Origin of the sequence: Plantibacter sp. T3, from assembly GCF_902506515.1 — a bacterium.
Lineage (GTDB): Bacteria > Actinomycetota > Actinomycetes > Actinomycetales > Microbacteriaceae > Plantibacter > Plantibacter auratus.
In genome coordinates, this window is the sequence record NZ_LR733286.1 from 2,846,479 (window position 1) to 2,870,368 (window position 23,890).

The window sequence follows — 23,890 nt, forward strand, 5'->3', positions numbered from 1 at the left end:
GCGGCACGTCGCGACAGGGTACGCGCAGGAGCGCCGGGTAGCATGACCGGGTGCCACTCACGAGACGACAGATCTACCGCCGCCGCCGTCTCGCCGTCTTCGGTGTCCTCGCCCTCCTCATCGGGGTGTTCGGGTACAGCGCAGGAGCGCTGCTCCGACCGGTGCCGGCCGCGGCTGCGACGCTCGATTCCAGCGACGCCCTCACGACCTCGCTCGTCCAGCAGACGACACCGGTCGCCTGGCCCGGATTCGGGCGAGGGGCCATCGGTGCCGTCGGGTTCGACGGCGTCCTGAGTTCGAGTGGCGAGCAGACGCCGTTCCCCATCGCGAGCATCACGAAGACGATCACCTCCCTCGTCGTGCTGGAGGCCAAGCCGCTCGCCGCGGGGGATCAGGGCCCGTCCATCACGCTGACCGACGCCGACGTCGGGTTCTACTACGACACCATCGCGGAGAACGGTTCAGCGGCACCCGTCGTCGCCGGGTCGGTGTTCACCCAGCGGCAGATGCTCGAAGCACTGCTCCTCCCGTCGGCGAACAACTACAGCATCTCCCTCGCCGTCTGGGCCTTCGGTTCGGTCGACGCGTACCTCGACGCGGCGCGCGCCTGGCTCGATGCACGTGGGCTGACGGGCACGACCGTCACGAACACGAGCGGCCTGGGCGAGACGAACGTCAGCACCCCGAGCGACCTCGTGACCATCGGCAAGCTCGTGCTCGCCGACCCGGTGCTCTCGTCGATCGTCAAGGAGCCCACGGCGGTGCTGCCCGCCATCGGCGAGGTCGAGAACACGAACGCCCTCCTCGGCCAGTACGGGGTGACCGGCATGAAGACGGGGACCGACGACGCCTCGGGCGCCTGCCTGCTGTTCTCCGCCGACCTCCAGGTGGCGGGGCGGACGGTGACCGTCGTCGGCGTCATCCTCGGTGCCGACGACCACACCGTGCTCAACGAGGCCGTGGTCTCCCTGTTGCAGAGCGTGCCGGCCGGATTCCACCAGGTCCAGCTCGCCACCGCCGGGCAGTCGGTCGGCTCCTACTCGACCGCGTGGGACCAGGCCGCGAAGGTCGTCGTGGCCTCCGACGCCTCCGTGCTCGTCTGGCAGGACACCCCGATCACGGTCGAGAGCCGCGCCAGAGCCATCGACGCGGGTGCCGCCGGTTCGACGGTCGGGAAGCTCAGCTACACCGTGGGGGCGGGCGCGGAGGGCGGCGCGGCGACGATCGACGTCCCGCTGGCCCTCGACGCGGACGTCACGCCGGTCACGCCCTGGTGGCGCCTGACCAACCCGTGACCGCAGCAGACGCCGGAGCCCGGGTGATCGGCCGGACGGTCAGACGTCGAGTTCCTGGTCCTGCGCTGCGACCGTGAGGAACGGGCCGGCGAGCGGTCGCTTGGCGGTGATGTGGTCGCCGGACGACTGGTGCCGCACCCGACGGAGCACCCACGGCACGAGGTACTCACGCGCCCAGGCGAAGTCCTCGGTCCGGGCCTGACGCCAACGCCTGACGGGGAGCGGCTCCGGCTGCAGCGGCTTGAGGTCGTTCTCGACGTTCAGCGCGTGCAGGACGAGGCGGGCGACCTCGTGGTGGCCGAGCGCGTTCAGGTGCAGGCGGTCCGGTGCCCACATCCGCGGATCCTGGATCGCCTGGAGGGCCCACTGGTCGGCGATGATGCAGTCGTGTCGGGCGGCGATGGCCCGCAGGTTCTCGTTGTAGATCGCGACCTTGCCGCGGATGCTCCGGAAGACGGGGGAGAAGCCGACGTCCACGCCGGTGAACAGCACGACCGTCGCTCCGTCGCTCCGGAGTCGGATGATCGCCTGCTCGAGTCGTCTGGCGATGTCGTCGGGGTCTGTGCCGGGCCGGATCACGTCGTTGCCGCCCGCCGAGATCGTGATGAGGTCCGGGTGCAGCTCCAGGGCCGGCTCCACCTGGTCGTCGAGGATCTGCTGAGCGAGCTTGCCGCGCACCGCGAGGTTGGCGTAGGCGAAGTCCGAGTTCTGCGCGGCCAGCACCTCGGCGACGCGATCGGCCCATCCGCGGTGCCCGCCCGGCGCCCCCGGCTCGGGATCGCCGATCCCCTCCGTGAACGAGTCGCCGATGGCGACGTACCGCGACCAGGGATGGTGCTGTTCGGTCATGGGTGGTTCCTCCTGCTGTGCATCCGGAACCTCCAGCGTACGCCCGCCCCTCGGCTGGCGGATCAGTCGCGAGTCGGACATCCGGATGGGTGTCGGGGACGCACACGATGGTCGGCGGTGTCGGTGCGGCCGGGTACAGTGGTCTCCAGTGAACGCGGAAATCTCTTCGACCCAGCACCTGGGCGGGTCCGCAGCCGAACACCTCTCACCGGCCTTCCCGGAACGCGCAGCGTGGGGCACGGCGAGCAAACTTCGAGCCTGGCAGGCCGAGGCGCTCGAGCAGTACTTCACGACCGAACCCCGTGACTTCCTCGCGGCGGCGACACCGGGCGCAGGCAAGACGACGTTCGCGCTTCGGCTCGCCTCCGAACTCCTCCATCGCGGAACGATCGACCGCATCACGGTCGTCGCCCCGACCGATCATCTGAAGCGCCAGTGGGCCGAGGCCGCGAGCCGGGTCGGCATCCGCCTCGACCCGAACTTCGCGAACCGCGATCAGGTCTTCGGCCGCCACTACCACGGTGTCGCGGTCACCTACGCCCAGGTCGCGGCGAACCCGCCCGTGCATCAGCGCACGACCGATTCGGGTCGCACCCTCGTCATCCTCGACGAGGTCCACCACGGCGGCGACGCCCTGAGCTGGGGCGACGGCATCCACGAGGCCTTCTCGCGGGCGACCCGTCGCCTGTCCCTGACCGGGACCCCGTTCCGGTCAGACACGGCACCGATCCCGTTCGTGGTCTACCAGCCGGATCACCAGGGCATCCGGACCTCCGTCACCGACTACAACTACGGGTACGGTCGAGCACTCCAGGACGGGGTCGTCCGTCCGGTGCTCTTCATGGTCTACGCCGGCCACATGCGCTGGCGGACCAAGGCCGGCGACGAGATGGAGGCCCGCCTCGGCGAGGGCAACACGAAGGACATCACCTCCGCGGCCTGGCGCACCGCCCTCGACCCCCAGGGTGACTGGATCCCGGCGGTCCTGAAGTCCGCCGACCTCCGACTGTCCGAGGTCCGTCAGGCGGTCCCCGACGCCGGCGGACTCGTGATCGCCACCGACCAGACGACCGCGCGAGCCTACGCCGCCATCCTGCACGAGCTGACGGGGGAGCAGCCCACGATCGTCCTCTCCGACGAGAAGGAGGCCAGCGACCGGATCGCCGACTTCTCGGGGAACACCAAGCGCTGGATGGTCGCGGTCCGCATGGTGTCGGAAGGCGTGGACGTCCCACGACTCGCCGTCGGCGTCTACGCGACGTCGTCCGCTACGCCGCTGTTCTTCGCGCAGGCGATCGGGCGATTCGTCCGGGCACGTCGACGCGGCGAGATCGCCAGCATCTTCCTCCCGAACGTGCCGAACCTGATGGCCCTCGCTGAGAAACTCGAGCTCGAACGCGACCACGCACTCGACCGCCCGAGCGACCCGGATGCGGAGGGCGACCTCTTCAACCCGGAGGACGCGATGATGGCGGCCGCGGAGCGCGAGGACAATGCTTCCGACTCACTCCTCGAGGAGTTCACCTGGCAGGCCGTCTCCTCGGACGCGCACTTCGACCGGGTGGTGTTCGACGGCGACGAGTTCGGCGAGCTCGCCCAGCCGGGCACCGAGGAGGAGTTCGACTTCATCGGGTTCCCCGGGCTCCTCGAGCCTGAACAGGTGCACGAACTGCTCGTGCAGCGCCAGAGCCGCCAGGCCAAGCGCGGGGCGTTCGTCGACAAGAACGCCGCCTCGCCGAGTCCGCAGGCGGACATCCCCGCTCCGCTCTACCGCACCCTCAAGGAGCAGCGCCAGGTGCTCAACACCCTGGTGGGCCTTTACGCCAAGCACACGAAGGAGCCGCACGGACTCGTGCACGCGGAACTGCGACGCGTCTGCGGCGGGCCCGCCGTGGCACAGGCGAGCGTGACGCAGCTGCAGTCACGCATCGACCTGCTCCGGCGTCGCCTGGGTCACGGGCACTGAGGACCGCGCTTCTCCGCACGCGTGCTCCTGCTTCGCGGTCGGCCCGCCGGAGCTGCCCTTCGACAGGCTCAGGGACCGGCGGTGCAGGCTCAGGGAGCGGCGGTGCAGGCTCAGGGACCGGGGGAGGTGCGCCGGTTCTCGCTCTGGCCGAAGACGATCTCGGGTGTCCGCGTCTCGTGGAGTCCGGCGGGAAAACAAGAACGGCCGGAGCTTTCGCTCCGGCCGTTCGCCGTCTCAACACGGTGTGCGCGAAGGGGGACTTGAACCCCCACGCCCGTAAGGGCACTAGCACCTCAAGCTAGCGCGTCTGCCATTTCCGCCACCCGCGCGTGTTGTGATCGTGTCCGGCTTTCGCTGGGCACGAGAAGAAACTCTAGCACGGATTTCGACAGCCGTTCACCACCTCGTACCGCCAGACGAAGTTCCCGACGCCCTCCGGCCGTGCGCCGACCGAGCAGAACGGGGGAGAGGTGCAGCGGTCAGGGCCGACGGGTAGCGTGGAACCATGACCTCCGGCTCAGACGCATCCGACCTCACGCTCGACGAGACCACGCGGATCGCGCGGGACCTCATCCGCATGGACACGACGAATTACGGCGAGGGCCGCTCCAACGGCGAGACGGAGGCGGCCGAGTACGTCGAGGCGTACCTCCGCGACCTCGGACTGGAGCCGGAGCTGATCGACGCCGCTCCGGGCCGGACCAGCGTAGTCGCACGGGTCGCCGGTGCGAACCCCGAGAAGCCGGCGCTCGTCGTGCACGGGCACCTCGACGTGGTGCCCGCCGATCCTGCGAACTGGTCGGTGGACCCCTTCGGGGGCGAGATCAAGGACGGCCTGCTGTGGGGACGCGGGGCCGTCGACATGAAGAACATGGACGCGATGATCCTCGCGTCGCTCCGCGAGATCCTCGGCAGCGGCCGTCGGCCGGAACGCGACCTCGTGATCGCGATGTTCTCGGACGAGGAGAACGGCGGCGTGTTCGGCTCGCACCACCTCGTGACGGAACGGCCGGAGCTCTTCGCCGGCGCGACCGAGGCGATCAGCGAGGTCGGCGGGTACTCGATCACGTTCGGCGGACGCCGCTCCTACCTCCTCCAGACCTCGGAGAAGGCCCTCGTCTGGATCAAACTGGTCGCGACCGGACGAGCGGCCCACGGATCCCGCTACGTGCAGGACAACGCCGTCACCCGCCTCGCGGAAGCGGTCGCGGCCATCGGACGCACCGAGTGGCCCGTCCGACTCACCGACACCACCGAGCAGCTGCTCCGGGAGATCGCCACCATCCTCGGGACCACGCCCGAACGGCTCGGCCCGGACGAGCTCGCCCTCGCGACGGGTACCGCCTCCGGCTTCATCCAGGCCTCGCTCCGCACGACGAGCAACCCGACCCTGCTACAGGCCGGATACAAGCACAACGTGATCCCCGATCGCGCCGAGGCGCTCGTCGACATCCGCACCCTGCCCGGCGAGGAGGACGCCGTGCTCGCGCGCGTCGCGGAGATCGTCGGTGAGGACATCGAGATCGTCGTCATGCACCGCGACATCGGTCTTGAGACACCGTTCTCGGGTCCGCTCGTCGACGCGGTCGTCGAGACCCTCGGGCGCCATGACCCCGGCGCCCCGGTGCTCCCGTACATGCTCTCCGGCGGTACCGACAACAAGGCGCTCTCGCTCCTCGGCATCACCGGGTACGGCTTCGCGCCGCTGCGCCTGCCGGAACACCTGGACTTCCCCGCGATGTTCCACGGAGTCGACGAGCGCGTGCCGCTCGACGCGCTAGGGTTTGGCAAGCAGGTCCTCACGGACCTCCTCCTCGACTACTGACTTCCCACGGTCCGTCTCCGCGCCCTCCGAGCCGCGAGACGCTCCAGGAGCCGCCCCGCCGACGACTGCCGGATCCGGCCGAACACCAGCCATCCGGCTGCAGAAAGGTGCCCTGTGGACCTCATCAACGCCATCATCCTCGGACTCGTCCAGGGACTCACCGAGTTCCTGCCGATCTCGTCGAGCGCACACCTGCGCATCCTCGGCGAGTTCCTCCCGGGGGCGAAGGACCCTGGCGCGGCGTTCACCGCGATCACCCAGATCGGTACCGAGGCCGCCGTCGTGGTGTTCTTCTGGCGCGACATCGTCCGCATCATCTCCTCCTGGTGCAAGGCCCTCGTCGGCAAGATCCCGAGGGATGACGCCGACGCCCGCATGGGGTGGCTGATCATCATCGGCAGCGTCCCCATCGTCGTGCTCGGCCTGTTGTTCCAGGACGAGATCGAGACGACCTTCCGCTCACTGTGGATCGTCGCGATCATGCTCATCGTGTTCGGCATCCTGCTCGGTGTCGCCGACGCCGTCGGAGCGAAGAAGCGACGACTGAAGAGCCTGACCTACCGCGACGGCGCGATCTTCGGAGGCGCCCAGGCCCTCGCCCTCATCCCCGGTGTCTCCCGCTCCGGTGGCACGATCACGGCGGGGCTGTTCATGGGCTACGAGCGCCGTGCTGCGGCGCGGTACGCCTTCCTGCTCGCGATCCCCGCGGTGTTCGGCAGCGGCTTCTACCAGGTCTTCAAGAGCATCGGCGAGCCGAGCCCGTACGGACCGGTCGAAACGCTCGTGGCCACGGTCATCGCGTTCGTCGTCGGCCTCGCGGTCATCGCCTTCTTCATGAGCTACATCTCGAAGCGCAGCTTCCTGCCCTTCGTCGTCTACCGCATCGTGCTCGGCGTCGTCCTGCTGGTGCTGCTCGGCACGGGCGTGATCAACGCGTGAGGGCCTGGTCCGCCCCGGTCGTCCCGCAGCTGCCCGGCTCCGGCACGGCCCCGTGTCTCTGGGACACCCCGAGCGCCGGGCTCATCGAGGCCTCCGCCGAACGTACGGCGCGGCTGTACGTCTGCGGCATCACCCCGTACGACGCGACCCACCTCGGCCACGCGTCGAGCTACCTCGCCTACGACACCCTGCAGCGCGTCTGGCTGGACGCCGGCTATGAGGTGCACTACGCCCAGAACGTCACCGACGTGGACGACCCGCTGCTCGAGCGGGCCAACGCGACCGGCGTCGACTGGATCGAACTCGCAGCGAGCCAGGTCGAACTCTTCCGAAGCGACATGGAACGCCTCAGCATCCTGCCACCCGAGGACTACGTCGCGGTCACCGAGGTCATCGGACCGATCGCCGACGCCGTCGCGCTGCTCATCGAGCGCGGTGTCGCCTACACGGTCGACACCCCGGACAGTGCCGCCGGAGACGACGTCTACTTCGACGTGCGCGCCGCGGCCGACGACGTCTGGCACCTCGGCGCGGAGAGCGGGCTCGACGAGGCGACGATGGCCGCGTTCTTCGCCGAGCGCGGGGGAGACCCCGACCGCGCCGGGAAACGCGATGCCTTCGATCCACTGCTCTGGCGGGCGGCGCGCGACGGCGAGCCGAGCTGGGAGTCACCCGTCGGCCAAGGACGCCCCGGTTGGCACATCGAGTGCTCGGTCATCGCCCTCCAGCACCTCGGATCCGACTTCACGGTCCAGGGTGGCGGCTCCGACCTCGTCTTCCCGCACCACGACCTGAGCGCCGGGCACGCCGCAGCGCTGTCCGGTCGCCCGCTCGCCAAGGTGTTCAGCCACGCCGGCATGGTCGCCTACGAGGGCACGAAGATGTCGAAGTCCCTCGGCAACCTCGTCCTCGTCTCACGCTTGGCCGCCGACGGAGCAGACCCCTCGGCCATCCGACTCGCGATCCTCGCGAACCACTACCGCAGCGACTGGGAGTGGCACGACGAGCACCTCGTCCTGGCCGATCGTCGGCTCGGGACCTGGCGTTCGGCCTTCGCGACGGACGCCGCGAGTGGAGCGTCCGCCGTCGAGCTGCTGCGGGCGATGCGGGTCCGACTGGCGGACGACCTCGACACCCCGGGTGCCATCGCACTCGTCGACGCCGCAGCGACGACCGGCGTCGACGACGCCGACCTCGCGCGGTCGGCCGTCGACGCGCTCCTCGGCGTGCGCTGAGCAGGACGGCGGCTCACCGGAGTCGCGCCACCGCGATGGGACCGGGCTACTCGCGGTCCTTCCGCCAGGGCTCGTCGCCCTTGCCCTCGTCCCGACGGAGGTACCGCTCGAACTCCTTGGCGATGGCCTCGCCGCTCGCCTCGGGCGACTCGACGGTGTCGCGCGCCTGCTCCAGCTGCTGGATGTAGGCGGCCATGTCCTCGTCTTCGGCGGCGAGCGTGTCGATCCCGCTCTGCCACTCGCCGGACTCCTCGACGAGGGCTCCGCGGGGGATGACGACGTCGATGAGCTCCTCGAGCTTGTCGATCAGCGCCAGGACGGCTTTCGGGGAGGGCGCGCTGTGCACGTAGTGGGGGACCGAGGCCCAGACCGACAGACTCTGGACGCCCTGTCGCTCGGCGGCGTCGGCCAGCACACTGAGGATGCCGACCGGCCCCTCGTAGGTGCTGCGCTCAAGCTGCAGGGCCTGCCGCAACTCCGCGTTCTCGCTCGACGCGAAGACCGAGATGGGTCGCGTGTGCGGGACGTCGGCGAGCATCGCACCGAGCATCACCATGCCGGTGATGCGCTGCTCGGTGATCACGGCGATGATCTCGTCGACGAACGCCTTCCAGCCGCGTGAGGGCTCGGCACCGAGCAACACGTAGACGTTGTCGCCGCCTCCCTCGCTGACCCGGAGCGCGGCGTCCTCCGCCAGGGGGGTCGCAGGCTTCGCCGCTTCGGGGTCGGGCCCCGAGATCGTGGTACCGGGCCAGGTCAGGGACCGTTTGCCGTCCTCGTCGACGCCGACCGTCGGCCGGTTGAACTGGTAGTCGTAGTAGGGTTCCGGGTCGATCTCGAGCAGCGGGCGGAGGGCGAGCGAGTCGCGAAGCACGCGCACCGCGCCGCTCGCCGCCTCGCCGGCATCGTTCCAACCCTCGAACGCCACGACGAGCAGGCGACCGCCCAGCGGCTCCTTGGTGTCTTCCGTCACGTCTCACTCCTCGGTGCACGGGGACCTTCCGCGACCATCCATCCAGGATAGGCGCTTCACCACCCGGTAGCATGGCACCCCGTGACCACTCTCCTCCCTGCCGCAGTCCTCTGGGACATGGACGGCACCGTCGTCGACACCGAGCCCTACTGGATGGAGGCCGAGACCGAGCTGGTCGCGGCCCACGGTGGCACCTGGACCCATGAGGACGGCCTCCTGCTCGTCGGGAACGGCCTCTGGGACTCCGCCGCCGTGCTCCAAGGCCGCGGGGTCGCGATGGACGCGGACACGATCGTCGCCCACCTCACGGACCACGTGCGGCGCCTCATCCAGGAACGCGGCGTCCCGTTCCGTCCCGGGGCCCAGGAGCTGCTCCACGAGCTCCGGGAGGCCGGCGTGCCGACCGCACTCGTCACCATGTCGATCCGGTCCATGGCCGAGGACATCGCGAGCGGCATCCCGTTCGACGCGTTCGACCTCATCGTCGCCGGCGACGAGGTCGAACAGCCCAAGCCCCACCCGGACCCCTACCTGAGGGCCGCCGAGGCACTCGGTGTCGACCCGCGCGAGTGCATCGCGATCGAGGACTCCGCCACCGGTCTCGCGTCCGCGCTCGCGGCTGGGACCATCGCCGTGTCGGTCCCGCACATCGTGCCGATCCCCGAGGGCCCGCACCACACCACCTGGGACACCCTCGCCGGGCGCTCCGTCGCCGACCTCGCCGAGCTGCGCTCGACCGCGAGCGGCTCCACCCACCACCCCGAGACAGAGGCAGCACAGCGATGAGCGCGAACCACCAGCCGGCGAACAGCGGGCCCTTCCGCGAGGGCGACCGCGTCCAGCTGACCGGACCGAAGGGGCGGAAGAACACCATCACGCTGGAGGCCGGCAAGGTCTTCCACACGCACCGCGGGATGATCGAGCACACCACGATCATCGGCCTGCCGGACGGCAGCGTCGTCGCCAACACCGAGGGCATCGAGCACCTCGCACTCCGGCCGCTGCTGGTCGACTTCGTGATGTCGATGCCTCGCGGTGCCGCCATCATCTACCCGAAGGACGCGGCCGAGATCATCGGCCAGGCGGACATCTTCCCCGGCGCGACGGTCGTCGAGGCCGGTGTCGGTTCCGGCGCGCTCTCCCTCTGGCTCCTCCGGGCCATCGGACCGTCGGGCAGGTTGGCCTCCTTCGAGCGTCGGGACGAGTTCGCCGACGTCGCCCGCGGCAACGTCGCGACCTTCTTCGGCTACGACCCGCAGAACTGGTCGGTCACGGTCGGCGACCTTCAGGAGACCCTGCCCGACACGATGCCCGCCGAATCCGTCGATCGCGTGGTGCTCGACATGCTCGCACCGTGGGAGTGCCTCGACGTCGCGTGGGAGGCGCTGAAGCCCGGTGGAGTGATCCTCTGCTACGTCGCCACCGTCACCCAGCTGTCCCGGGTCGCCGAGGCGATCCGCGGGACGGGCGGCTTCACGAACCCGCAGTCGAACGAGACGATGATGCGCGGGTGGCACGTCGAGGGACTCGCCGTGCGACCGGACCACCGGATGATCGGACACACGGGCTTCCTCATCACCGCGCGGAAGCTCGCACCCGGCACGGTCCTGCCCGAGCTGAAGCGACGCGCCTCGAAGAGCGACTTCAGCGCCGAGGACGTCGAGCTGTGGACACCGGGCGCCCTCGGGGAACGCTCCGCGAGCGCGAAGATCCTGCGGAAGCGTGCCAGGAGCGCCGGGGCGAGCGCCGAGCTCTCCCGTGCGCGGGGCCTCGACGGCGAGAGTGCGGGGCCCGAGGAGTCGATCGAACCGTCCGCCGCTGAGCCGCCGCTCGGCGACGATCGTTGACCCCGGTTCACGTCGACTAAACTGTGCGACGGCGACCTGCCGTCCCACCCGTACCACCGAAACGAGGATCCGTGCGCACTGCACCAGCTCTCATCGCCGCAGCAGGCCTCCTGCTCGTCTCCCTCACCGGGTGCACCGCGCCGGGCTCGGCCTCGTGCGACACCGCGGCGTCCGCCGGCGACGCGACGAAGCTCATCAGCGTGTCGGGTGACTTCGGCGCCACCCCGAAGGTGGAGCTCCCGAAGCCGCTGTACACGAAGACGACGGAGCGCCAGGTCGTGATCCAGGGCGACGGTCAGCAGGTCTCGGCCGACGGCACCGTCAACCTCAACCTGATGCTCCTCAACGGACGCACGGGCGACGTCCTGCAGCAGACGGACTTCAACGGGCCCGCGAGTACCCTCATCGCCCTGTCCGGAAGCCTCCCCGGCTTCGCGAAGGCGTTCGCCTGCACGACGGTCGGATCCCGTGTCGTCGCGGCGATCTCACCCGAGGACGCGTTCGGCCCGAGCGGTGGCAGCGAGGCGAACGGCATCAAGAAGGACGACGCGATCATCCTCGTCGCCGACATCCAGGGTGCGGCGCTGCCCAAGGCCGACGGTGCCGAGCGCCCGATCCCGTCAGGGTTCCCCTCCGTCGTGACCGCTCCGAGTGGTCAGCCCGGCATCACCATCCCGGCGGCCCCAGCACCGACCGAGACGAAGCACACCCTGTCCCGCGTCGGCGACGGTGCCACGGTCAAGGCCGGCGACCAGGTCATCGTCAACTACACCGGCGTGCTGTGGGATCAGAAGAGCGTCTTCGACAGCAGCTGGGAGAAGGGCCAGCCCCTCGTCTTCCAGGCCGACGGCGGTCAGATGATCAAGGCCTTCAACGACGCGGTCGTCGGCCAGCAGGTCGGCTCGCAGATCATCCTCGTGGTGGCGCCCAAGGACGGCTACGGCGAGCAGGGTTCGGGCAGCGTCCCGGCCGGCGCCACGCTCGTGTTCGTCATCGACGTGCTCGGCACGCAGCGCGCGGCGCAGTAACCGACACGCCTCGGATACGGCCCGTCCCACGCCCGCGTCGCGGGTGGGGGACGGGCCGTCCGTCGGTAGACTGGACCGGTGTCCTCAGCCCGCGAGTCCCCGAAGCCGGTCCCGGTGGAGGAGCGACTCTTCAGCCTCGTGCTCGCGCTCCTCGCCACGCAGACCGGCCTGACGAAGAACGAGATCCTGTCGACCGTCCAGGGGTACCGCCAGCAGTATTCGAGTGGCGGTGGCAACGCCAGCCTCGAGCGACAGTTCGAGCGCGACAAGGACAACATCCGCGAACTCGGCGTCCCGCTCGAGACGATCGAGCAGCCGGGTGAACCCGGCAACAACCAGTCGATGCGCTATCGGATCCCGAAGGGCGCCTACGAGCTCCCCACCGACGTCCGGTTCACCCCGGCGGAGCTGTCACTGCTGTCGCTCGCAGCCACCGTGTGGCGTGAGGGGTCGCTCTCCGGCCAGTCGCAGCGCGCGATGACGAAGTTGCGGTCGCTCGGCATCGAGCCCGACGAACCGATCATCGGATACGCGCCGAGACTCCGCACCCGGGAGGCCTCGTTCGAACCGCTCGACGCGGCGCTCGAACGTCGGTCCGTGGTCGCCTTCCCCTACCTGAAGCCCGGCGAGGCGCGGCCACGCGTCCGCACCGTCGCACCGTTGGCGCTCGTCCAGCACGAGGGTCGCTGGCACCTCTACGCGACCGACCGGACGGTGGACGAGCCCCGGACGTTCCTCCTGTCGCGGATCGTCGGTCCGGTCAAGCCGACGGGGGAGTCGTTCCCCGCCGACGACCGCGACCACGCCGCCGACGCGATCGACGGCCTGCGCCGCGTGTCCTCGTCGCAACGCGCCCTCGTCCGTGTCCGGCCCGGGACCGACGCCGCGGCCCGCCTCGGCAACCGCTACGGCGTCAGCGACACGGAGCGCACGGAACTCACCATCCCGTACCTCGACCACCACATCCTCGCCGACGAGCTCGCCGGGTTCGGCCCGGAGGTCGTCGTCCTCGATCCTCCGGCGCTCGTCGAGGCCGTGGCGTCCAGACTCGAGCTGGTCGTCGCCCGCCACCGCGCGACCGACGACGCACCCCACCCCGAGGAGACCGCCCGTGGCTAAGCGACCGGCGGCGCCCCGCGCCCAGGACAAGCTGATCTTCCTCCTCTCGCTCGTGCCGTACCTCATCGACCGCGAGCGGGTCACGGTCGACGAGGCCGCGCGGCACTTCGGTCTGTCCCCGCGCCAGATCCGAGAAGCGGTCGAGCTCTTGACGGTGTCCGGCGTGCCGGGCGACACCCGGCAGTACCTCGCCGGCGACCTCTTCGACATCGACTGGGGCAGCTTCGAGGAGGACGACGAGATCGTCCTCACCCACCGGGTCGCCCTCGACGACAGTCCTCGCTTCTCAGCCCGCGAGGCCTCCGCCCTCATCGCCGGCCTGCAGTCGCTCCAGCGCCTTCCCGAGTTCGTCGACAGCGACGTCATCGGCGGCGTGATGGCGAAGCTCGCCCGCGGGGCGTCGTCCGCACCGGGCCAGCTCGCGGTCACCGAGTCCTACTCAGCGAACGCGGTCGGCATCATCCGGTCGGCTCTGGCCGCCGGCCACAGCGTCGCGTTCGATTACGTCGACGCGAGTGGGGCGACCGAGGCGAGACTGGTGGACCCGCTGCGTCTCGAGTCCCAGGATCAGGACTGGTATCTCTACGGGTGGTGCCACCTGCGCGAGGCGACGCGTCGCTTCCGTCTCGATCGGATGACCGAGCTGCGGGAGACCGACGCCGAGGTCGTGTTCCGCGAAGCGGACGTCGTCGTCCCGACCGCGTTGTTCGAGCCGAGCGACTCCGACCGCAACGTCACCGTGCTCGTCCGACGCTCGGTCCTGCCGCTCATCGACGACTACGTGGTCGCCGTCGACAGCGCACCAGGCGGCTCCGCAGCCCGCGAGGACAGCGACGCCGAGGTGACCGCGACCCTACGCCTCGCGCACCATCACGGCCTCAAACGACTGGTCGCCGCACACCCCGGGCTCATCACCGTGCTCGGCCCGGCGGACGCGCGCGACGCGGTCGCCGATTGGGCGGCCGCCGGTCTCGCGCAGTACCGCACGACACCCGCGAGCTGACTCCCGAGACTCCCGGCAGCAGAGCGGGAGATGCAGGGTAGAGTGAGTGGACCTCGACCTCGAAGATCAGGAACGAAGACTATGTTCGGCAACGCATTCACCGGGTGGCACCTCGTCATCATCCTCCTCATCGTCCTGCTGCTGTTCGGAGCACCGAAGCTCCCGGGTCTCGCCCGCAGCGTCGGCCAGTCGATGCGGATCTTCAAGAGCGAGGTCAAGAGCATGCGCGACGACGAGCCCGCCTCGCCCGACGCGACGGGCACGGTTCCGCCCGCGAGTACGACGCCCGCCGACCCGACTCCGGCCGCGACGGCCCCGCAGAAGCCGACCGACCCGCCGGTCAAGCCGTAACCCTGAGGACCACCCGAGCCCGATGACGCCAGCACCTGGCCCCCGACGAGTGCGCCTCGAACACGCTGCTCAGGAACGGACGATGTCGCCGTGGCCCTGACCGAGAAGCGTCCCAAGAAACAGAACCGCGAAGGGCGGATGTCGCTCGGCGAGCACCTCGTCGAGTTGCGGAAGCGGCTGTTCTACTCCGCCATCGGCATCATCGTCGGCATGGTCGCGGGTTTCATCGCCTCCGAGTGGATCATCGAGGCGATGAGCGCCCCCATCCTCGTCATCGCCGACGATCGCGGGCAGGCGTTCCTGAACTTCACCAACGTCACGAGCGCGTTCGACCTGCGGATGAAGATCGCCCTCACCGCCGGCGTCGTCCTGTCCAGCCCGGTGTGGCTCTACCAGATCTGGGCGTTCCTCGTGCCCGGCCTGACGCGCAAGGAGCTGAAGTACGCGATCGGGTTCTTCGCGACCGCCGTGCCGCTGTTCCTCGCGGGCTGCTACGCGGGCTGGTTCGTGTTGCCGCACATCGTCGAGCTCATGCTCGGCTTCACCCCGACGGCGGCGGCCAACTTCCTCGACGCCACCACCTATTACGACTTCGTCCTGAAGCTGGTGCTCGCGGTCGGTGTCGCCTTCGTCCTGCCCGTGTTCCTCGTCCTGTTGAACTTCGTCGGCGTGCTCTCGGCAGCGGCGATCATCAAGGCGTGGCGGGTCGCGATTCTCGTCATCGTGCTCTTCACGGCCATCGCCACGCCTGCCGCCGACATCGTGTCGATGTTCGTCCTGGCGATCCCGATGGTCCTGTTGTACTTCGCGGCCTACGGCGTCGCCGTCCTCCACGACCGCAGTGCGGCCAAGCGGCAGCGACGCATCGACGCCGAACTCGGTAGCGCGGGGCTCGCATGAGCGACACCGCTTCCCCTGCCGAGCGGTATCGGGCAGCAGCGGTCCGGAACGCGACACCGAGGCTCCAGGAGTTCCGCGCGAGGCAGCGTTTCGACCTCGACGCGTTCCAACTCGAGGCGTGCGAGCGGATCGAGAACGGCAGCAGTGTCCTCGTCGCAGCACCGACGGGTGCCGGCAAGACCATCGTCGCCGAGTTCGCGATCGCGCTGGCCATGCACGGCGACCGCGGCAAGGTCTTCTACACCGCGCCGATGAAGGCGCTCAGCAACCAGAAGTTCCAGGAGCTCACCGCCGAGTACGGGTCCGAGCACGTCGGCCTGCTCACGGGCGACACGAACGTGAACGGCAACGCCCGCATCGTCGTCATGACGACCGAGGTCCTCCGCAACATGCTGTACGCGGACTCCGACGCGCTGACCGACCTCGCCTTCGTGATCATGGACGAGGTGCACTACCTGGCGGACCGGTTCCGCGGAGCGGTGTGGGAGGAGGTCATCATCCACCTCCCGCAGGCCGTCCGGATGGTGTCGCTGAGCGCGACCGTGTCGAATGCCGAAGAGTTCGGTGACTGGCTGCAGGCCGTCCGCGGCGACACCGCCGTGATCGTGTCCGAGGAGCGACCGGTGCCCCTCACCCAGCACGTGCTGATGCGCAACAAACTCATCGACCTGTTCGCCGCGCCGAGCCTCGCCGACACCCATCAGGTCAACCCGGAGCTCGTCCGCATGGCGCAGTTCGGTGGCCGTGCGCCGAACAGCCGTCAATACAAGGACGTCAGCCGCTACAACCAGCGCCGAGCCCCGCATCGGGCTGAGAAGCTCGACCGTGGGCATTTCGTCCAGATGCTCGACGACCACCACCTGCTCCCTGCGATCTTCTTCGTCTTCAGCCGTGTCGGGTGCGACCAGGCCGTCAAGCAGGTCCTCCGTTCCGGCATCAGGCTGACCGAGGCGCACGAACGCGACGAGATCCGCCAGATCGTCGACGAGCACTGCCGGACCCTGCTCGACGAGGACCTCGCCGTCCTCGGCTACTGGGAGTGGCTCGACGGTCTGGAGCGGGGCGTCGCCGCCCACCACGCCGGTCTCCTCCCGGCGTTCAAGGAGGTCGTCGAGGAGCTCTTCCGGCGGAAGCTCGTGAAGGTCGTCTTCGCGACCGAGACCCTCGCGCTCGGCATCAACATGCCGGCCAGGACGGTCGTCCTCGAGAAGCTCGAGAAGTTCAACGGTGAGGCACGCGTCCCGATCACCCCGGGGGAGTACACCCAGATCACCGGGCGTGCCGGACGCCGCGGCATCGACGTCGAGGGCCACGCCGTGATCCAGTGGACCGAGGGGCTGCACCCGCAGTCCGTCGCCTCGCTGGCCTCCCGACGCACCTACCCGCTCAACTCCAGCTTCCGCCCGACCTACAACATGGCGGTCAACCTGATCGACCAGTTCGGCCGTCAACGCACCCGTCAGATCCTCGAGTCGTCCTTCGCACAGTTCCAGGCGGACCGAGCCGTCGTCGGGATCGCCCGGAAGGTGCGCGAGCAGGAGTCGTCGCTCGCCGGCTACGAGAAGTCCATGGCCTGCCACCTCGGGAACTTCGTCGAGTACGCGGGCATTCGCCGTGAGCTCACGGACCTCGAACGCAAGGGCGAACCGAACGGCTCGCGCGCGTCGAAGGACCGTCGCCAACGCAAGCTCGCCGAACTCCGCAAGCGGATGCGGGCTCATGCCTGCCACGTCTGCCCGCACCGCGAGGACCACGCTCGCTGGGCGGAACGATGGTTCAAGCTCAAGAAGCAGACCGACCAGCTGCGGCAGCAGATCCAGACGCGGACGGGCGCGGTCGCGCGCGTGTTCGACCGGGTCGTCGACGTCCTGCTCGAGTACGAGTACCTGGCACGCGACGAGCACGGCGCGGTCGTCGTCGCGGCTCCCGGACGCACCTTGAAGCGCATCTACGGAGAACGGGACCTCCTCGTGGCGGAATGCCTGCGAACCGGTGCCTGGAACGACCTCGATGCCGCATCCCTCGCGGCGATAGCCGCCGCGATCGTGTACGAACCACGGCGTGAGGAGCAGAACACCCCGGAGCGTTTCCTGCCCCGCGGCCCGTTCCGCTCCGCGCTCGAACGGACGCAGGACCTCTGGAGCCGGCTCGACGACAGCGAACGGGAGCACCGCCTCCCGGGGAGCAACCCGATCTCGACCGGCCTCTCCCTCGCGATGCATCAGTGGGCCAAGGGTGCGAACCTCGACACCGTGCTCATCGAGGCGGAACTCGCCGCCGGCGACTTCGTACGGTGGTGCAAGCAGACCATCGACCTGCTCGATCAGCTCCGCGTCGTCGACGGACCGGTGGGTCGTCATTCGCGTGAGGCGCTGGACTCGATCCGACGCGGCATCGTCGCGTACAGCTCGCTGTGAGGTCCCTGCATCGTCGGAGCGACCGGCTCCGACCGATCGACGCGCTGGTCGACCGTCGTCCGCCGCTCCCGCTCTGGCTCGCGGCCGTCGTGGCCATCGCCGCCGGCCCGGTCCTCGACGCCGGCTTCCCGGACCGCGGGGTCTGGCCCCTGACGTTCGTCGGCATCGCCCTCGTCCTCCTCACCCTCATGGGGCGCAGCATCGGCGGTGCGCTCCTCGTCGGCTTCCTGGCGGGGGAGTCGTTCTACCTGATCCACATCGAGTGGGCGACCGCCTACCTGGGTCCCGTCCCGTGGGCGGCACTGTCGACGCTCGAGGCCATCTTCTTCGCGCTCGGAGCCGTGCTCATCACCCTGTCGTACCGCTGGGTGCCGCGCGCCTTCCCCGGGATCGGGGGACGCGTCTGGTTGACCGCCGCGGTCGTCGCCGCCCTGTGGACCGCCCGCGAGACGCTCGTGAGCACCTGGCCCTACGGCGGATTCCCGTGGGCGAGGATGGCGCTCAGCCAGTCCGAGAGCCCGTTCGCACCGCTCGTCGCCTGGGTCGGGTTCTCGGGGCTGTCGTTCCTCATGGTGCTGCTCGTGGCACTCGCCCTGCAGCTCGCGGCGACCGCGGAGCTCCCGACGGTCAGCAGGGTCGGGACCGCGGTCCTCGCGGTCATCGCGGTGCTCGTCGTGCCGGCATGGCCGACGGCGACGACCGGGAGCATGCGGGTGGCTGCCATCCAGGGCAACGGCCCCGCCGGCTACTTCGATGCCGCAGCACCCGGCACCGTCATGCAGACGCAGATCGACGAGACGCTGCAGGTGCTCGACGCGGACGTCGACGTCGTGGTCTGGCCCGAGGGCAGCGCAGACCTCGACCCGCAGCGGGTTCCCCAGTCGGCTGCGGCCCTCGACGCGTTGAGCCGTCGCATGGACGCACCGTTCGTCGTCGGTGCGATCTCCCAACGCGGCGACCGCTACTACAACTCGTCACTCCTCTGGGACGCCTCGGACGGCGTCCGCGACGTCTACGACAAGAAGCACCCGGTCCCGTTCGGCGAATACGTCCCGGACCGGAAGTTCTGGGAGCCGTTCGCACCCGACCTCATCGGCCTCATCCAGCGCGAGTACACCCCGGGTACGAAGGACAACGTCTTCGACATCGACGGCGTGCTCGCAGGGATCAGCATCTGCTTCGACATCGCAGACGACCAGCTCACCCGCGACGCTGTGTCGGGCGGCGCGCGGATCGTGTTCGCCCAGACCAACAACGCGGACTTCGGGCAGACGGACGAGAACCAGCAACAGCTGGCGATCGCACGGCTCCGGGCGATCGAATCGGCTCGGTCCGTGGTGAACATCTCGACGGTGGGGACCAGCCAGATCATCGGGCCCGACGGCTCGACGATCGACAGCATCCCGGCTTTCCGTCCCGGGTCGATGGTCTCCGAGGTACCGCTGACGGACACGGTCACGCCGTCGATGGCATTCGGTCACCAGCTCGAGATGTTCATCGGTGGCATGGGACTCGCCTCGCTGGTCCTCGCCGGGTTCGCCGCCAGGCCCCGGCGCGTCTCGAACCGTCCCCGGACATGACGATCGGCTGATCCGATACCGGATCAGCCGATCGAGGGGAGGCCTGTCAAGCGCTCGGTGTCACGCGCTCTTCTGCTGGCCGCGACGGGCGCGGAGATACGAGAGCCGCTCTTCGAGCAGCTCCTCGAGCTCATCGCGCGAGCGGCGCTCGAGCAGCATGTCCCAGTGGCTGCGGGGCGTCTTCACGTCACCGCGGTCGACGACGACGGGCTTCGAGTCGACGAGGAGGACGGCCTCCGCACCGCAATGGCGGCACTCCCACAGTTCGGGGACTTCCGCATCGGCGGCGAAGGTCATGGTGGTCTCGCGCTCGCAACTCTGACACCGGTAGATGTGGTTGCTCCGCGCCGAGAATATGACGCCCTCTTCCGTTTGTAGACTCTGGGCGCCCAGGCGCATTCCGCGCAAACTGCGATCTGCCATTGTGTGGTCTCCTCTCGCTCGGCATCCACAGTTATAAACCCACAAGCTGGGTAAACTGTTCCGTTCACCCATCCGGCTCTCAGCTCCTGCCCAGCTGCAGACGCGCCAGCGGAGGCGAGCCGACCCGTCAGCGCGAGCGGACCAGCTCGAGCGCGAGATCACAACGGTCGGTGACGAGGCCGTCGACGCCGAGATCCAGCAGGCGTCGCATGTCGGCGGGCTCGTTGACCGTCCACACGTGCACCTCGACGCCGAGAGCGTGCATCTGTGTGAGGAGACGCTTCGTCACGACGGGCACGCCGCGGAACCGTTCGGGCACCTGGAGCGCCTGGACACCGTCGAGCGACCGACGGAGTGCTCCGCGGAGACCGAGGGTGGCCGCGGGGAGGACGCGGAGCAGGATCCGGGCCGACGCTGATGAGGCCACGGAGCCGGCACCGGCCTCCAGCCCCACGGCCCGCACGATCGCGGAACGTCTGCCCTCGTCGAAGGAGGTGACGAGCACCCGATCGGCCGCGCCGGCACCGATGATCGCGGCGGCCGCCGGTGCAGCCGCTGCCGCGGCCTTGATGTCAAGGTTGAAGCGTGCCCCGGGGAACTCGGCCAGCGCCTGGGACAACGTCGGGATGCGATCGCCGCCGAGGTCGATCCGCTGGAGTTCCGCGAGTTCGAGGTCGGCGATCGGTCTCGGATCGCCCGTGATGCGGCGCAGGGACGGGTCGTGGAAGAGGACGGCGTGTCCGTCGCGCGTGCAGTGCGCATCGGTCTCGACGTACTCGGCGCCGGCAGCCAGGGCTCGGCGGAAGGACGACAGCGTGTTCTCGGGGACCCCCGGCCCGGCCAGCCCTCGATGGGCGAGGACCCGAGGACGGGCCGGACGGAAGTAGGGGAGGACCGCTGTCGTCACCGCGTGCTCAGCCCTCGGGCTGGACGGGGGTCGTCGGCGCCGGTGGCGTCTGGGGCGACGAGGCCGGCGCTGCGGTGAAGGAGGGCGCCTGCGCAGCTGCGGCCGCCGCCCGTGCCGTGGCCGCAGGGTCGCGGGTGTTCCCCGGCCCGAAGGCGGAGCCGATGCCCTTGAGCGCCTCGGTCAGTTCGCTCGGGATGACCCAGAGCTTGTTCGCCTGGCCTTCCGCGAGCTTCGGGAGCATCTGCAGGTACTGGTAGCCCAGGAGCTTCTCGTCGGGGTCGCCGTCGTGGATGGCCTTGAACACCGTCTGGATGGCGGACGCCTCACCCTGAGCACGGAGCACGGCTGCCTGGGCATCACCCTCGGCGCGGAGGATCTCAGCCTGCCGCGCACCCTCGGCCGTCAGGATCGCCGACTGCTTGGTTCCCTCAGCGGTGAGGATGAGGGCTCGACGGTCGCGCTCGGCCCGCATCTGCTTCTCCATGGAGTCCTGGATGGAGAGCGGCGGGTCGATCGCCTTGAGCTCGACGCGTCCGACGCGGATACCCCATTTACCGGTCGCCTCGTCGAGCACGATGCGGAGCTTGCTGTTGATCTCGTCGCGGCTCGTCAGCGCCTCCTCGAGGTTCAGCCCGCCGACGACGTTTCGGAGCGTCGTCGTGGTCAGCTGCTCGACGGCTCCCAGGTAGTTCGCGATCTCGTACGTCGCGGCTCGCGCGTCGGTCACCTGGAAGTAGACGACCGTGTCGATCGAGACGACGAGGTTGTCCTCGGTGATCACCGGCTGCGGCGGGAAGGAGACGACGGTCTCGCGCAGATCGATGAGCGGCCGCAACCGGTCGATGAACGGGATGAGCAGGTTCAGACCCGGCAAGAGGGTCTTGTGGTACTTGCCGAGCCGCTCGACCACGCCGGCACTCGCCTGCGGGATGATGCGGATGGATCGGAACAGCACCACCAGCACGAAGATGACGACGATGGCCGCGATCACCCAGCCGATGATCGCTCCTGATGAGATGTCGTTCACGACTACTCCTTCTGCTCGCCCAGCGGTGCCGGGTGGGTTGGGACGGGGACGACGACGGCGGTGGCACCGTCGACGACGGACAGGACGATGCGCGTGCCGGGCTCGAGGGACGACGCGGGGGAGTCGTGCGGGGTCCTGGCGGTCCAGACCTCGCCGTTGCCGAGCTTCACCTGGCCACCGTGCGGGGTCACCGTCGAGAGCACGAGCCCCGGCATGCCGAGGAGCGCGTCGACGTTGCTCTTCGCCGGGTCCGCGCCGCGTTGCAGCGCTCGGAGCAGCGGCGGCCTGACGGCCAACAGGAGCAGGAGGGCGGCAGCGGCTGCGATGAGCAGCTGGAGCCACCACGGAGCGCCGAGGAGGCCGGAGAGCAGCCCGACGGTGCCGCCGAGCGCGAGCATGAGGAAGGTGAACTCGAGCGACAGGATCTCGATGATGACGAACACGAGGATCAGGACCAACCAGGCGATCCAGGCGTACTCGGTGATGACGTCCATGGTGCGGATTCCTCCCGGATCGGCTCTCGCGTCTGCCGCCTCGCAGTCCGGGGGAGCGCGAGACGGTGCGCCGGTCGGGTTCAACGCTATCAGCTGGGTGGACCGCCGAACCGGATCCGTCTGCCGGTTGTTGGTAAGGTCGTTGGCTGGAACCAGCCGCCGATGAGCGGCCCCAGATCTGAAGGAGCCCTCACGTGACGAACCCCCTGGCCGCCGGATCACTCTCCGGGAAGAACGTCCTCGTGACGGGCTCGTCCCGCGGCATCGGTGCCGACACCATCCGGTACTTCGCCGGTGCCGGCGCCAACGTCGTGATCAACTACCGGAACAAGGAGGCTCGCGCCGTCAAGCTCGCCGACGAAGTGCGAGCCCTCGGTGTGCAAGCCCTGGTGGTCGGAGCCGACCTCACCGACCCCACCTCGGTCGCCGCCATGTTCGCGACGACGAAGGCCGAACTCGGCGACCTCGACGTCCTGGTGCTGAACGCCTCCGGAGGGATGGAGAGCGGCATGGCCGAGGACTACGCCATGCAGCTCAACCGGGACGCACAGGTGAGCGTCGTCGAACACGCCCTCCCGCTGCTCCGCCCCGGCTCGCGGATCGTGTTCGTCACGAGCCACCAGGCGCACTTCATCCGGACCACGCCGACGATGCCCGAGTACGTCCCGGTCGCGACGTCCAAGCGTGCGGGCGAGGACGCGCTCCGCGCCAAGCAGGACCAGTTCGACGCGGCCGGTGTCGAGTTCGTGGTCGTCTCAGGCGACATGATCGAGGGGACCATCACCGCGACCCTCCTCGAACGCGCCAACCCCGGTGCGATCAGCTCGCGCAAGGAGTCGGCCGGTCGTCTCTACAACGTGGGTGAGTTCGCGGCCGAGGTCGCCTCGGCCGCCGTGGACCCGATCCCCGAGGACCACACCCGCTACGTGGGGGACACGAGCGACTTCATCGCCGAGTAATCGACGATCCTGACACGACGACGAACGCCCGGTCCTTCGAGGGACCGGGCGTTCGTCGTCCTGCCACCAGATGTCAGCCGGCGAGACCGGCCCGCTTCACCTGCTTGCCGAAGGTGATCGCCTGGATGATCTCGACGACGCCGGCCGCGATGAGGAAGAACGCGGTGACAAGCAGGAGGGTCACGGCGGCGAGCAGCGGGTTCGCGAGGACGAACACGCCGGCGACGACGCTGATGACGCCGTAGAGGATGGTGATCCACCGCGACACGTCCGGTGCCGAGTCGAACAGCGAGGCCACGCCCTCGACGATCCAGGAGACACCGATCACGAAGACGAGTGCGCCGATGCCCAGCAGCGGATCGATGAAGATGTAGAAGCCGGCGGCCAGCAGCAGCACACCGAACACGATCGTGAGGACCCGCCAGAGTCCGCCGTGCTCCCGAGCGACGACGCCACGCGTGATGCGGGCGATCCCGGCGACCAGGAAGTAGACGGCGAAGATCCACGCGACGGCGACCAGCGAGGCCTTCGGCGCGACCAGCAGGAAGACACCCAAGAGGATCGTGAGGATCCCACCGACGGCGAAGGCCCATCGGACACCGGAGATCTGGCTCGCGGTCAGCTTGGCGGAGTTCAGCGTGTAGGTGGTGGTGGATGATTCGGACATGGTGGGCTCCTGACGGTGGGCAGTGCGGCGCTCCCGAGCAGACCGGGTGCGTTCCACCAGTGTGACGCATTCACACAGGTGTTTCA

General features: G+C 69.3%; 22 protein-coding genes and 1 tRNA gene. 15 read left to right on the top strand and 8 right to left on the bottom strand.

All coding sequences use genetic code 11. The annotated features are described in order from the left end of the window. Nucleotides 1-50 precede the first annotated feature (50 nt). On the top strand, nucleotides 51-1,295 hold the full coding sequence (locus GV015_RS13550) for a D-alanyl-D-alanine carboxypeptidase family protein (RefSeq protein WP_137241648.1): 1,245 nt from the start codon (nucleotides 51-53) through the stop codon (nucleotides 1,293-1,295). 39 nt (nucleotides 1,296-1,334) lie between these two features. On the opposite strand, the gene GV015_RS13555 is transcribed toward GV015_RS13550, so the two are convergent. Continuing rightward, complete coding sequence (locus GV015_RS13555) at nucleotides 1,335-2,144, bottom strand: SGNH/GDSL hydrolase family protein (protein WP_079705978.1); 810 nt, start codon at nucleotides 2,142-2,144, stop codon at nucleotides 1,335-1,337. Nucleotides 2,145-2,292: 148 nt separating this feature from the next. Between GV015_RS13555 and GV015_RS13560 the strand changes: the two genes are divergently transcribed. Beyond that, nucleotides 2,293-4,110 (top strand): DEAD/DEAH box helicase, encoded by a 1,818-nt coding sequence (locus GV015_RS13560; protein WP_236555461.1) that lies wholly within the window; start codon nucleotides 2,293-2,295, stop codon nucleotides 4,108-4,110. A gap of 245 nt (nucleotides 4,111-4,355) precedes the next feature. Here GV015_RS13560 and GV015_RS13565 read toward each other — a convergent pair. Further along, nucleotides 4,356-4,439 (bottom strand) — tRNA-Leu (locus tag GV015_RS13565). A gap of 176 nt (nucleotides 4,440-4,615) precedes the next feature. Here GV015_RS13565 and GV015_RS13570 point away from each other — a divergent pair. From GV015_RS13570 to mshC, 3 genes are all read left to right on the top strand, one after another. Continuing rightward, nucleotides 4,616-5,935, top strand: coding sequence for a M20/M25/M40 family metallo-hydrolase (locus GV015_RS13570; protein ID WP_085510930.1), 1,320 nt, complete (start codon nucleotides 4,616-4,618; stop codon nucleotides 5,933-5,935). A 114-nt stretch (nucleotides 5,936-6,049) separates the two neighbouring features. Further along, nucleotides 6,050-6,874 carry an undecaprenyl-diphosphate phosphatase gene (locus GV015_RS13575; protein ID WP_079705981.1) on the top strand — a complete coding sequence of 275 codons (825 nt, stop codon included), beginning with the start codon at nucleotides 6,050-6,052 and terminating at the stop codon, nucleotides 6,872-6,874. Further along, nucleotides 6,871-8,109, top strand: coding sequence for a cysteine--1-D-myo-inosityl 2-amino-2-deoxy-alpha-D-glucopyranoside ligase (mshC, locus tag GV015_RS13580; RefSeq protein ID WP_159878849.1), 1,239 nt, complete (start codon nucleotides 6,871-6,873; stop codon nucleotides 8,107-8,109). The genes GV015_RS13575 and mshC overlap by 4 nt, the downstream gene beginning before the upstream one ends. A 46-nt stretch (nucleotides 8,110-8,155) precedes the next feature. On the opposite strand, the gene GV015_RS13585 is transcribed toward mshC, so the two are convergent. Further along, entirely contained in the window at nucleotides 8,156-9,082 is a 927-nt protein-coding gene (locus GV015_RS13585) for a proteasome assembly chaperone family protein (protein WP_201299392.1), read from the bottom strand. A gap of 81 nt (nucleotides 9,083-9,163) precedes the next feature. Between GV015_RS13585 and GV015_RS13590 the strand changes: the two genes are divergently transcribed. The 9 genes from GV015_RS13590 to lnt all read left to right on the top strand — a co-directional run bounded on the left by GV015_RS13590 (nucleotide 9,164) and on the right by lnt (nucleotide 19,327). Next, nucleotides 9,164-9,868, top strand: a complete 705-nt coding sequence (locus tag GV015_RS13590; protein ID WP_236555462.1) for an HAD family phosphatase — start codon at nucleotides 9,164-9,166, stop codon at nucleotides 9,866-9,868. Then, nucleotides 9,865-10,929 carry a tRNA (adenine-N1)-methyltransferase gene (locus GV015_RS13595; protein ID WP_079705983.1) on the top strand — a complete coding sequence of 355 codons (1,065 nt, stop codon included), beginning with the start codon at nucleotides 9,865-9,867 and terminating at the stop codon, nucleotides 10,927-10,929. The genes GV015_RS13590 and GV015_RS13595 overlap by 4 nt, the downstream gene beginning before the upstream one ends. A gap of 71 nt (nucleotides 10,930-11,000) precedes the next feature. Then, complete coding sequence (locus tag GV015_RS13600; RefSeq protein ID WP_124769380.1) at nucleotides 11,001-11,957, top strand: FKBP-type peptidyl-prolyl cis-trans isomerase; 957 nt, start codon at nucleotides 11,001-11,003, stop codon at nucleotides 11,955-11,957. Between the two features lie 78 nt (nucleotides 11,958-12,035). Continuing rightward, nucleotides 12,036-13,076 (top strand): YafY family protein, encoded by a 1,041-nt coding sequence (locus tag GV015_RS13605; RefSeq protein ID WP_079705985.1) that lies wholly within the window; start codon nucleotides 12,036-12,038, stop codon nucleotides 13,074-13,076. Further along, the gene (locus GV015_RS13610; protein WP_159878851.1) at nucleotides 13,069-14,079 is read left to right on the top strand and encodes a YafY family protein; all 1,011 of its coding nucleotides are present in this window, start codon (nucleotides 13,069-13,071) and stop codon (nucleotides 14,077-14,079) included. Before GV015_RS13605 ends, GV015_RS13610 begins: the two co-directional genes overlap by 8 nt. Nucleotides 14,080-14,160: 81 nt before the next feature. Beyond that, complete coding sequence (tatA, locus tag GV015_RS13615; RefSeq protein WP_079705987.1) at nucleotides 14,161-14,430, top strand: Sec-independent protein translocase subunit TatA; 270 nt, start codon at nucleotides 14,161-14,163, stop codon at nucleotides 14,428-14,430. A gap of 138 nt (nucleotides 14,431-14,568) precedes the next feature. Further along, nucleotides 14,569-15,330 carry a twin-arginine translocase subunit TatC gene (tatC, locus tag GV015_RS13620; RefSeq protein WP_071260381.1) on the top strand — a complete coding sequence of 254 codons (762 nt, stop codon included), beginning with the start codon at nucleotides 14,569-14,571 and terminating at the stop codon, nucleotides 15,328-15,330. Next, nucleotides 15,327-17,747 carry an RNA helicase gene (locus tag GV015_RS13625; RefSeq protein WP_159878853.1) on the top strand — a complete coding sequence of 807 codons (2,421 nt, stop codon included), beginning with the start codon at nucleotides 15,327-15,329 and terminating at the stop codon, nucleotides 17,745-17,747. The genes tatC and GV015_RS13625 overlap by 4 nt, the downstream gene beginning before the upstream one ends. Further along, nucleotides 17,744-19,327, top strand: a complete 1,584-nt coding sequence (gene lnt / locus GV015_RS13630; protein WP_236555463.1) for an apolipoprotein N-acyltransferase — start codon at nucleotides 17,744-17,746, stop codon at nucleotides 19,325-19,327. The genes GV015_RS13625 and lnt overlap by 4 nt, the downstream gene beginning before the upstream one ends. A 60-nt stretch (nucleotides 19,328-19,387) precedes the next feature. On the opposite strand, the gene GV015_RS13635 is transcribed toward lnt, so the two are convergent. The 4 genes from GV015_RS13635 to GV015_RS13650 form a co-directional block, all read right to left on the bottom strand. Continuing rightward, on the bottom strand, nucleotides 19,388-19,750 hold the full coding sequence (locus tag GV015_RS13635; RefSeq protein WP_064296965.1) for an RNA polymerase-binding protein RbpA: 363 nt from the start codon (nucleotides 19,748-19,750) through the stop codon (nucleotides 19,388-19,390). Between the two features lie 127 nt (nucleotides 19,751-19,877). Beyond that, on the bottom strand, nucleotides 19,878-20,657 hold the full coding sequence (locus tag GV015_RS13640; RefSeq protein WP_159878855.1) for a glycerophosphodiester phosphodiesterase family protein: 780 nt from the start codon (nucleotides 20,655-20,657) through the stop codon (nucleotides 19,878-19,880). A gap of 7 nt (nucleotides 20,658-20,664) precedes the next feature. Further along, nucleotides 20,665-21,684: an SPFH domain-containing protein gene (locus GV015_RS13645; protein ID WP_086473235.1), complete on the bottom strand. Its 1,020-nt coding sequence runs from the start codon at nucleotides 21,682-21,684 to the stop codon at nucleotides 20,665-20,667. 2 nt (nucleotides 21,685-21,686) lie between these two features. Next, on the bottom strand, nucleotides 21,687-22,178 hold the full coding sequence (locus GV015_RS13650) for an NfeD family protein (RefSeq protein WP_064296968.1): 492 nt from the start codon (nucleotides 22,176-22,178) through the stop codon (nucleotides 21,687-21,689). Nucleotides 22,179-22,372: 194 nt separating this feature from the next. On the opposite strand from GV015_RS13650, the gene GV015_RS13655 reads away from it, so the two are divergent. Further along, complete coding sequence (locus tag GV015_RS13655; RefSeq protein ID WP_079705991.1) at nucleotides 22,373-23,137, top strand: SDR family oxidoreductase; 765 nt, start codon at nucleotides 22,373-22,375, stop codon at nucleotides 23,135-23,137. Between the two features lie 73 nt (nucleotides 23,138-23,210). On the opposite strand, the gene GV015_RS13660 is transcribed toward GV015_RS13655, so the two are convergent. Beyond that, entirely contained in the window at nucleotides 23,211-23,804 is a 594-nt protein-coding gene (locus GV015_RS13660; RefSeq protein WP_159878856.1) for an HdeD family acid-resistance protein, read from the bottom strand. Nucleotides 23,805-23,890 lie beyond the last annotated feature (86 nt).

What these genes read in the sequence shown, in the direction of transcription:
- GV015_RS13555 (WP_079705978.1), bottom strand. Translation starts at nt 2,144, where the DNA reads ATGACCGAACAGCACCATCCCTGGTCGCGGTACGTCGCCATCGGCGAC.
- GV015_RS13570 (WP_085510930.1), top strand. Translation starts at nt 4,616, where the DNA reads ATGACCTCCGGCTCAGACGCATCCGACCTCACGCTCGACGAGACCACG.
- GV015_RS13595 (WP_079705983.1), top strand. Translation starts at nt 9,865, where the DNA reads ATGAGCGCGAACCACCAGCCGGCGAACAGCGGGCCCTTCCGCGAGGGC.
- tatA (WP_079705987.1), top strand. Translation starts at nt 14,161, where the DNA reads ATGTTCGGCAACGCATTCACCGGGTGGCACCTCGTCATCATCCTCCTC.
- tatC (WP_071260381.1), top strand. Translation starts at nt 14,569, where the DNA reads ATGTCGCTCGGCGAGCACCTCGTCGAGTTGCGGAAGCGGCTGTTCTAC.
- GV015_RS13625 (WP_159878853.1), top strand. Translation starts at nt 15,327, where the DNA reads ATGAGCGACACCGCTTCCCCTGCCGAGCGGTATCGGGCAGCAGCGGTC.
- GV015_RS13635 (WP_064296965.1), bottom strand. Translation starts at nt 19,750, where the DNA reads ATGGCAGATCGCAGTTTGCGCGGAATGCGCCTGGGCGCCCAGAGTCTA.
- GV015_RS13650 (WP_064296968.1), bottom strand. Translation starts at nt 22,178, where the DNA reads ATGGACGTCATCACCGAGTACGCCTGGATCGCCTGGTTGGTCCTGATC.
- GV015_RS13660 (WP_159878856.1), bottom strand. Translation starts at nt 23,804, where the DNA reads ATGTCCGAATCATCCACCACCACCTACACGCTGAACTCCGCCAAGCTG.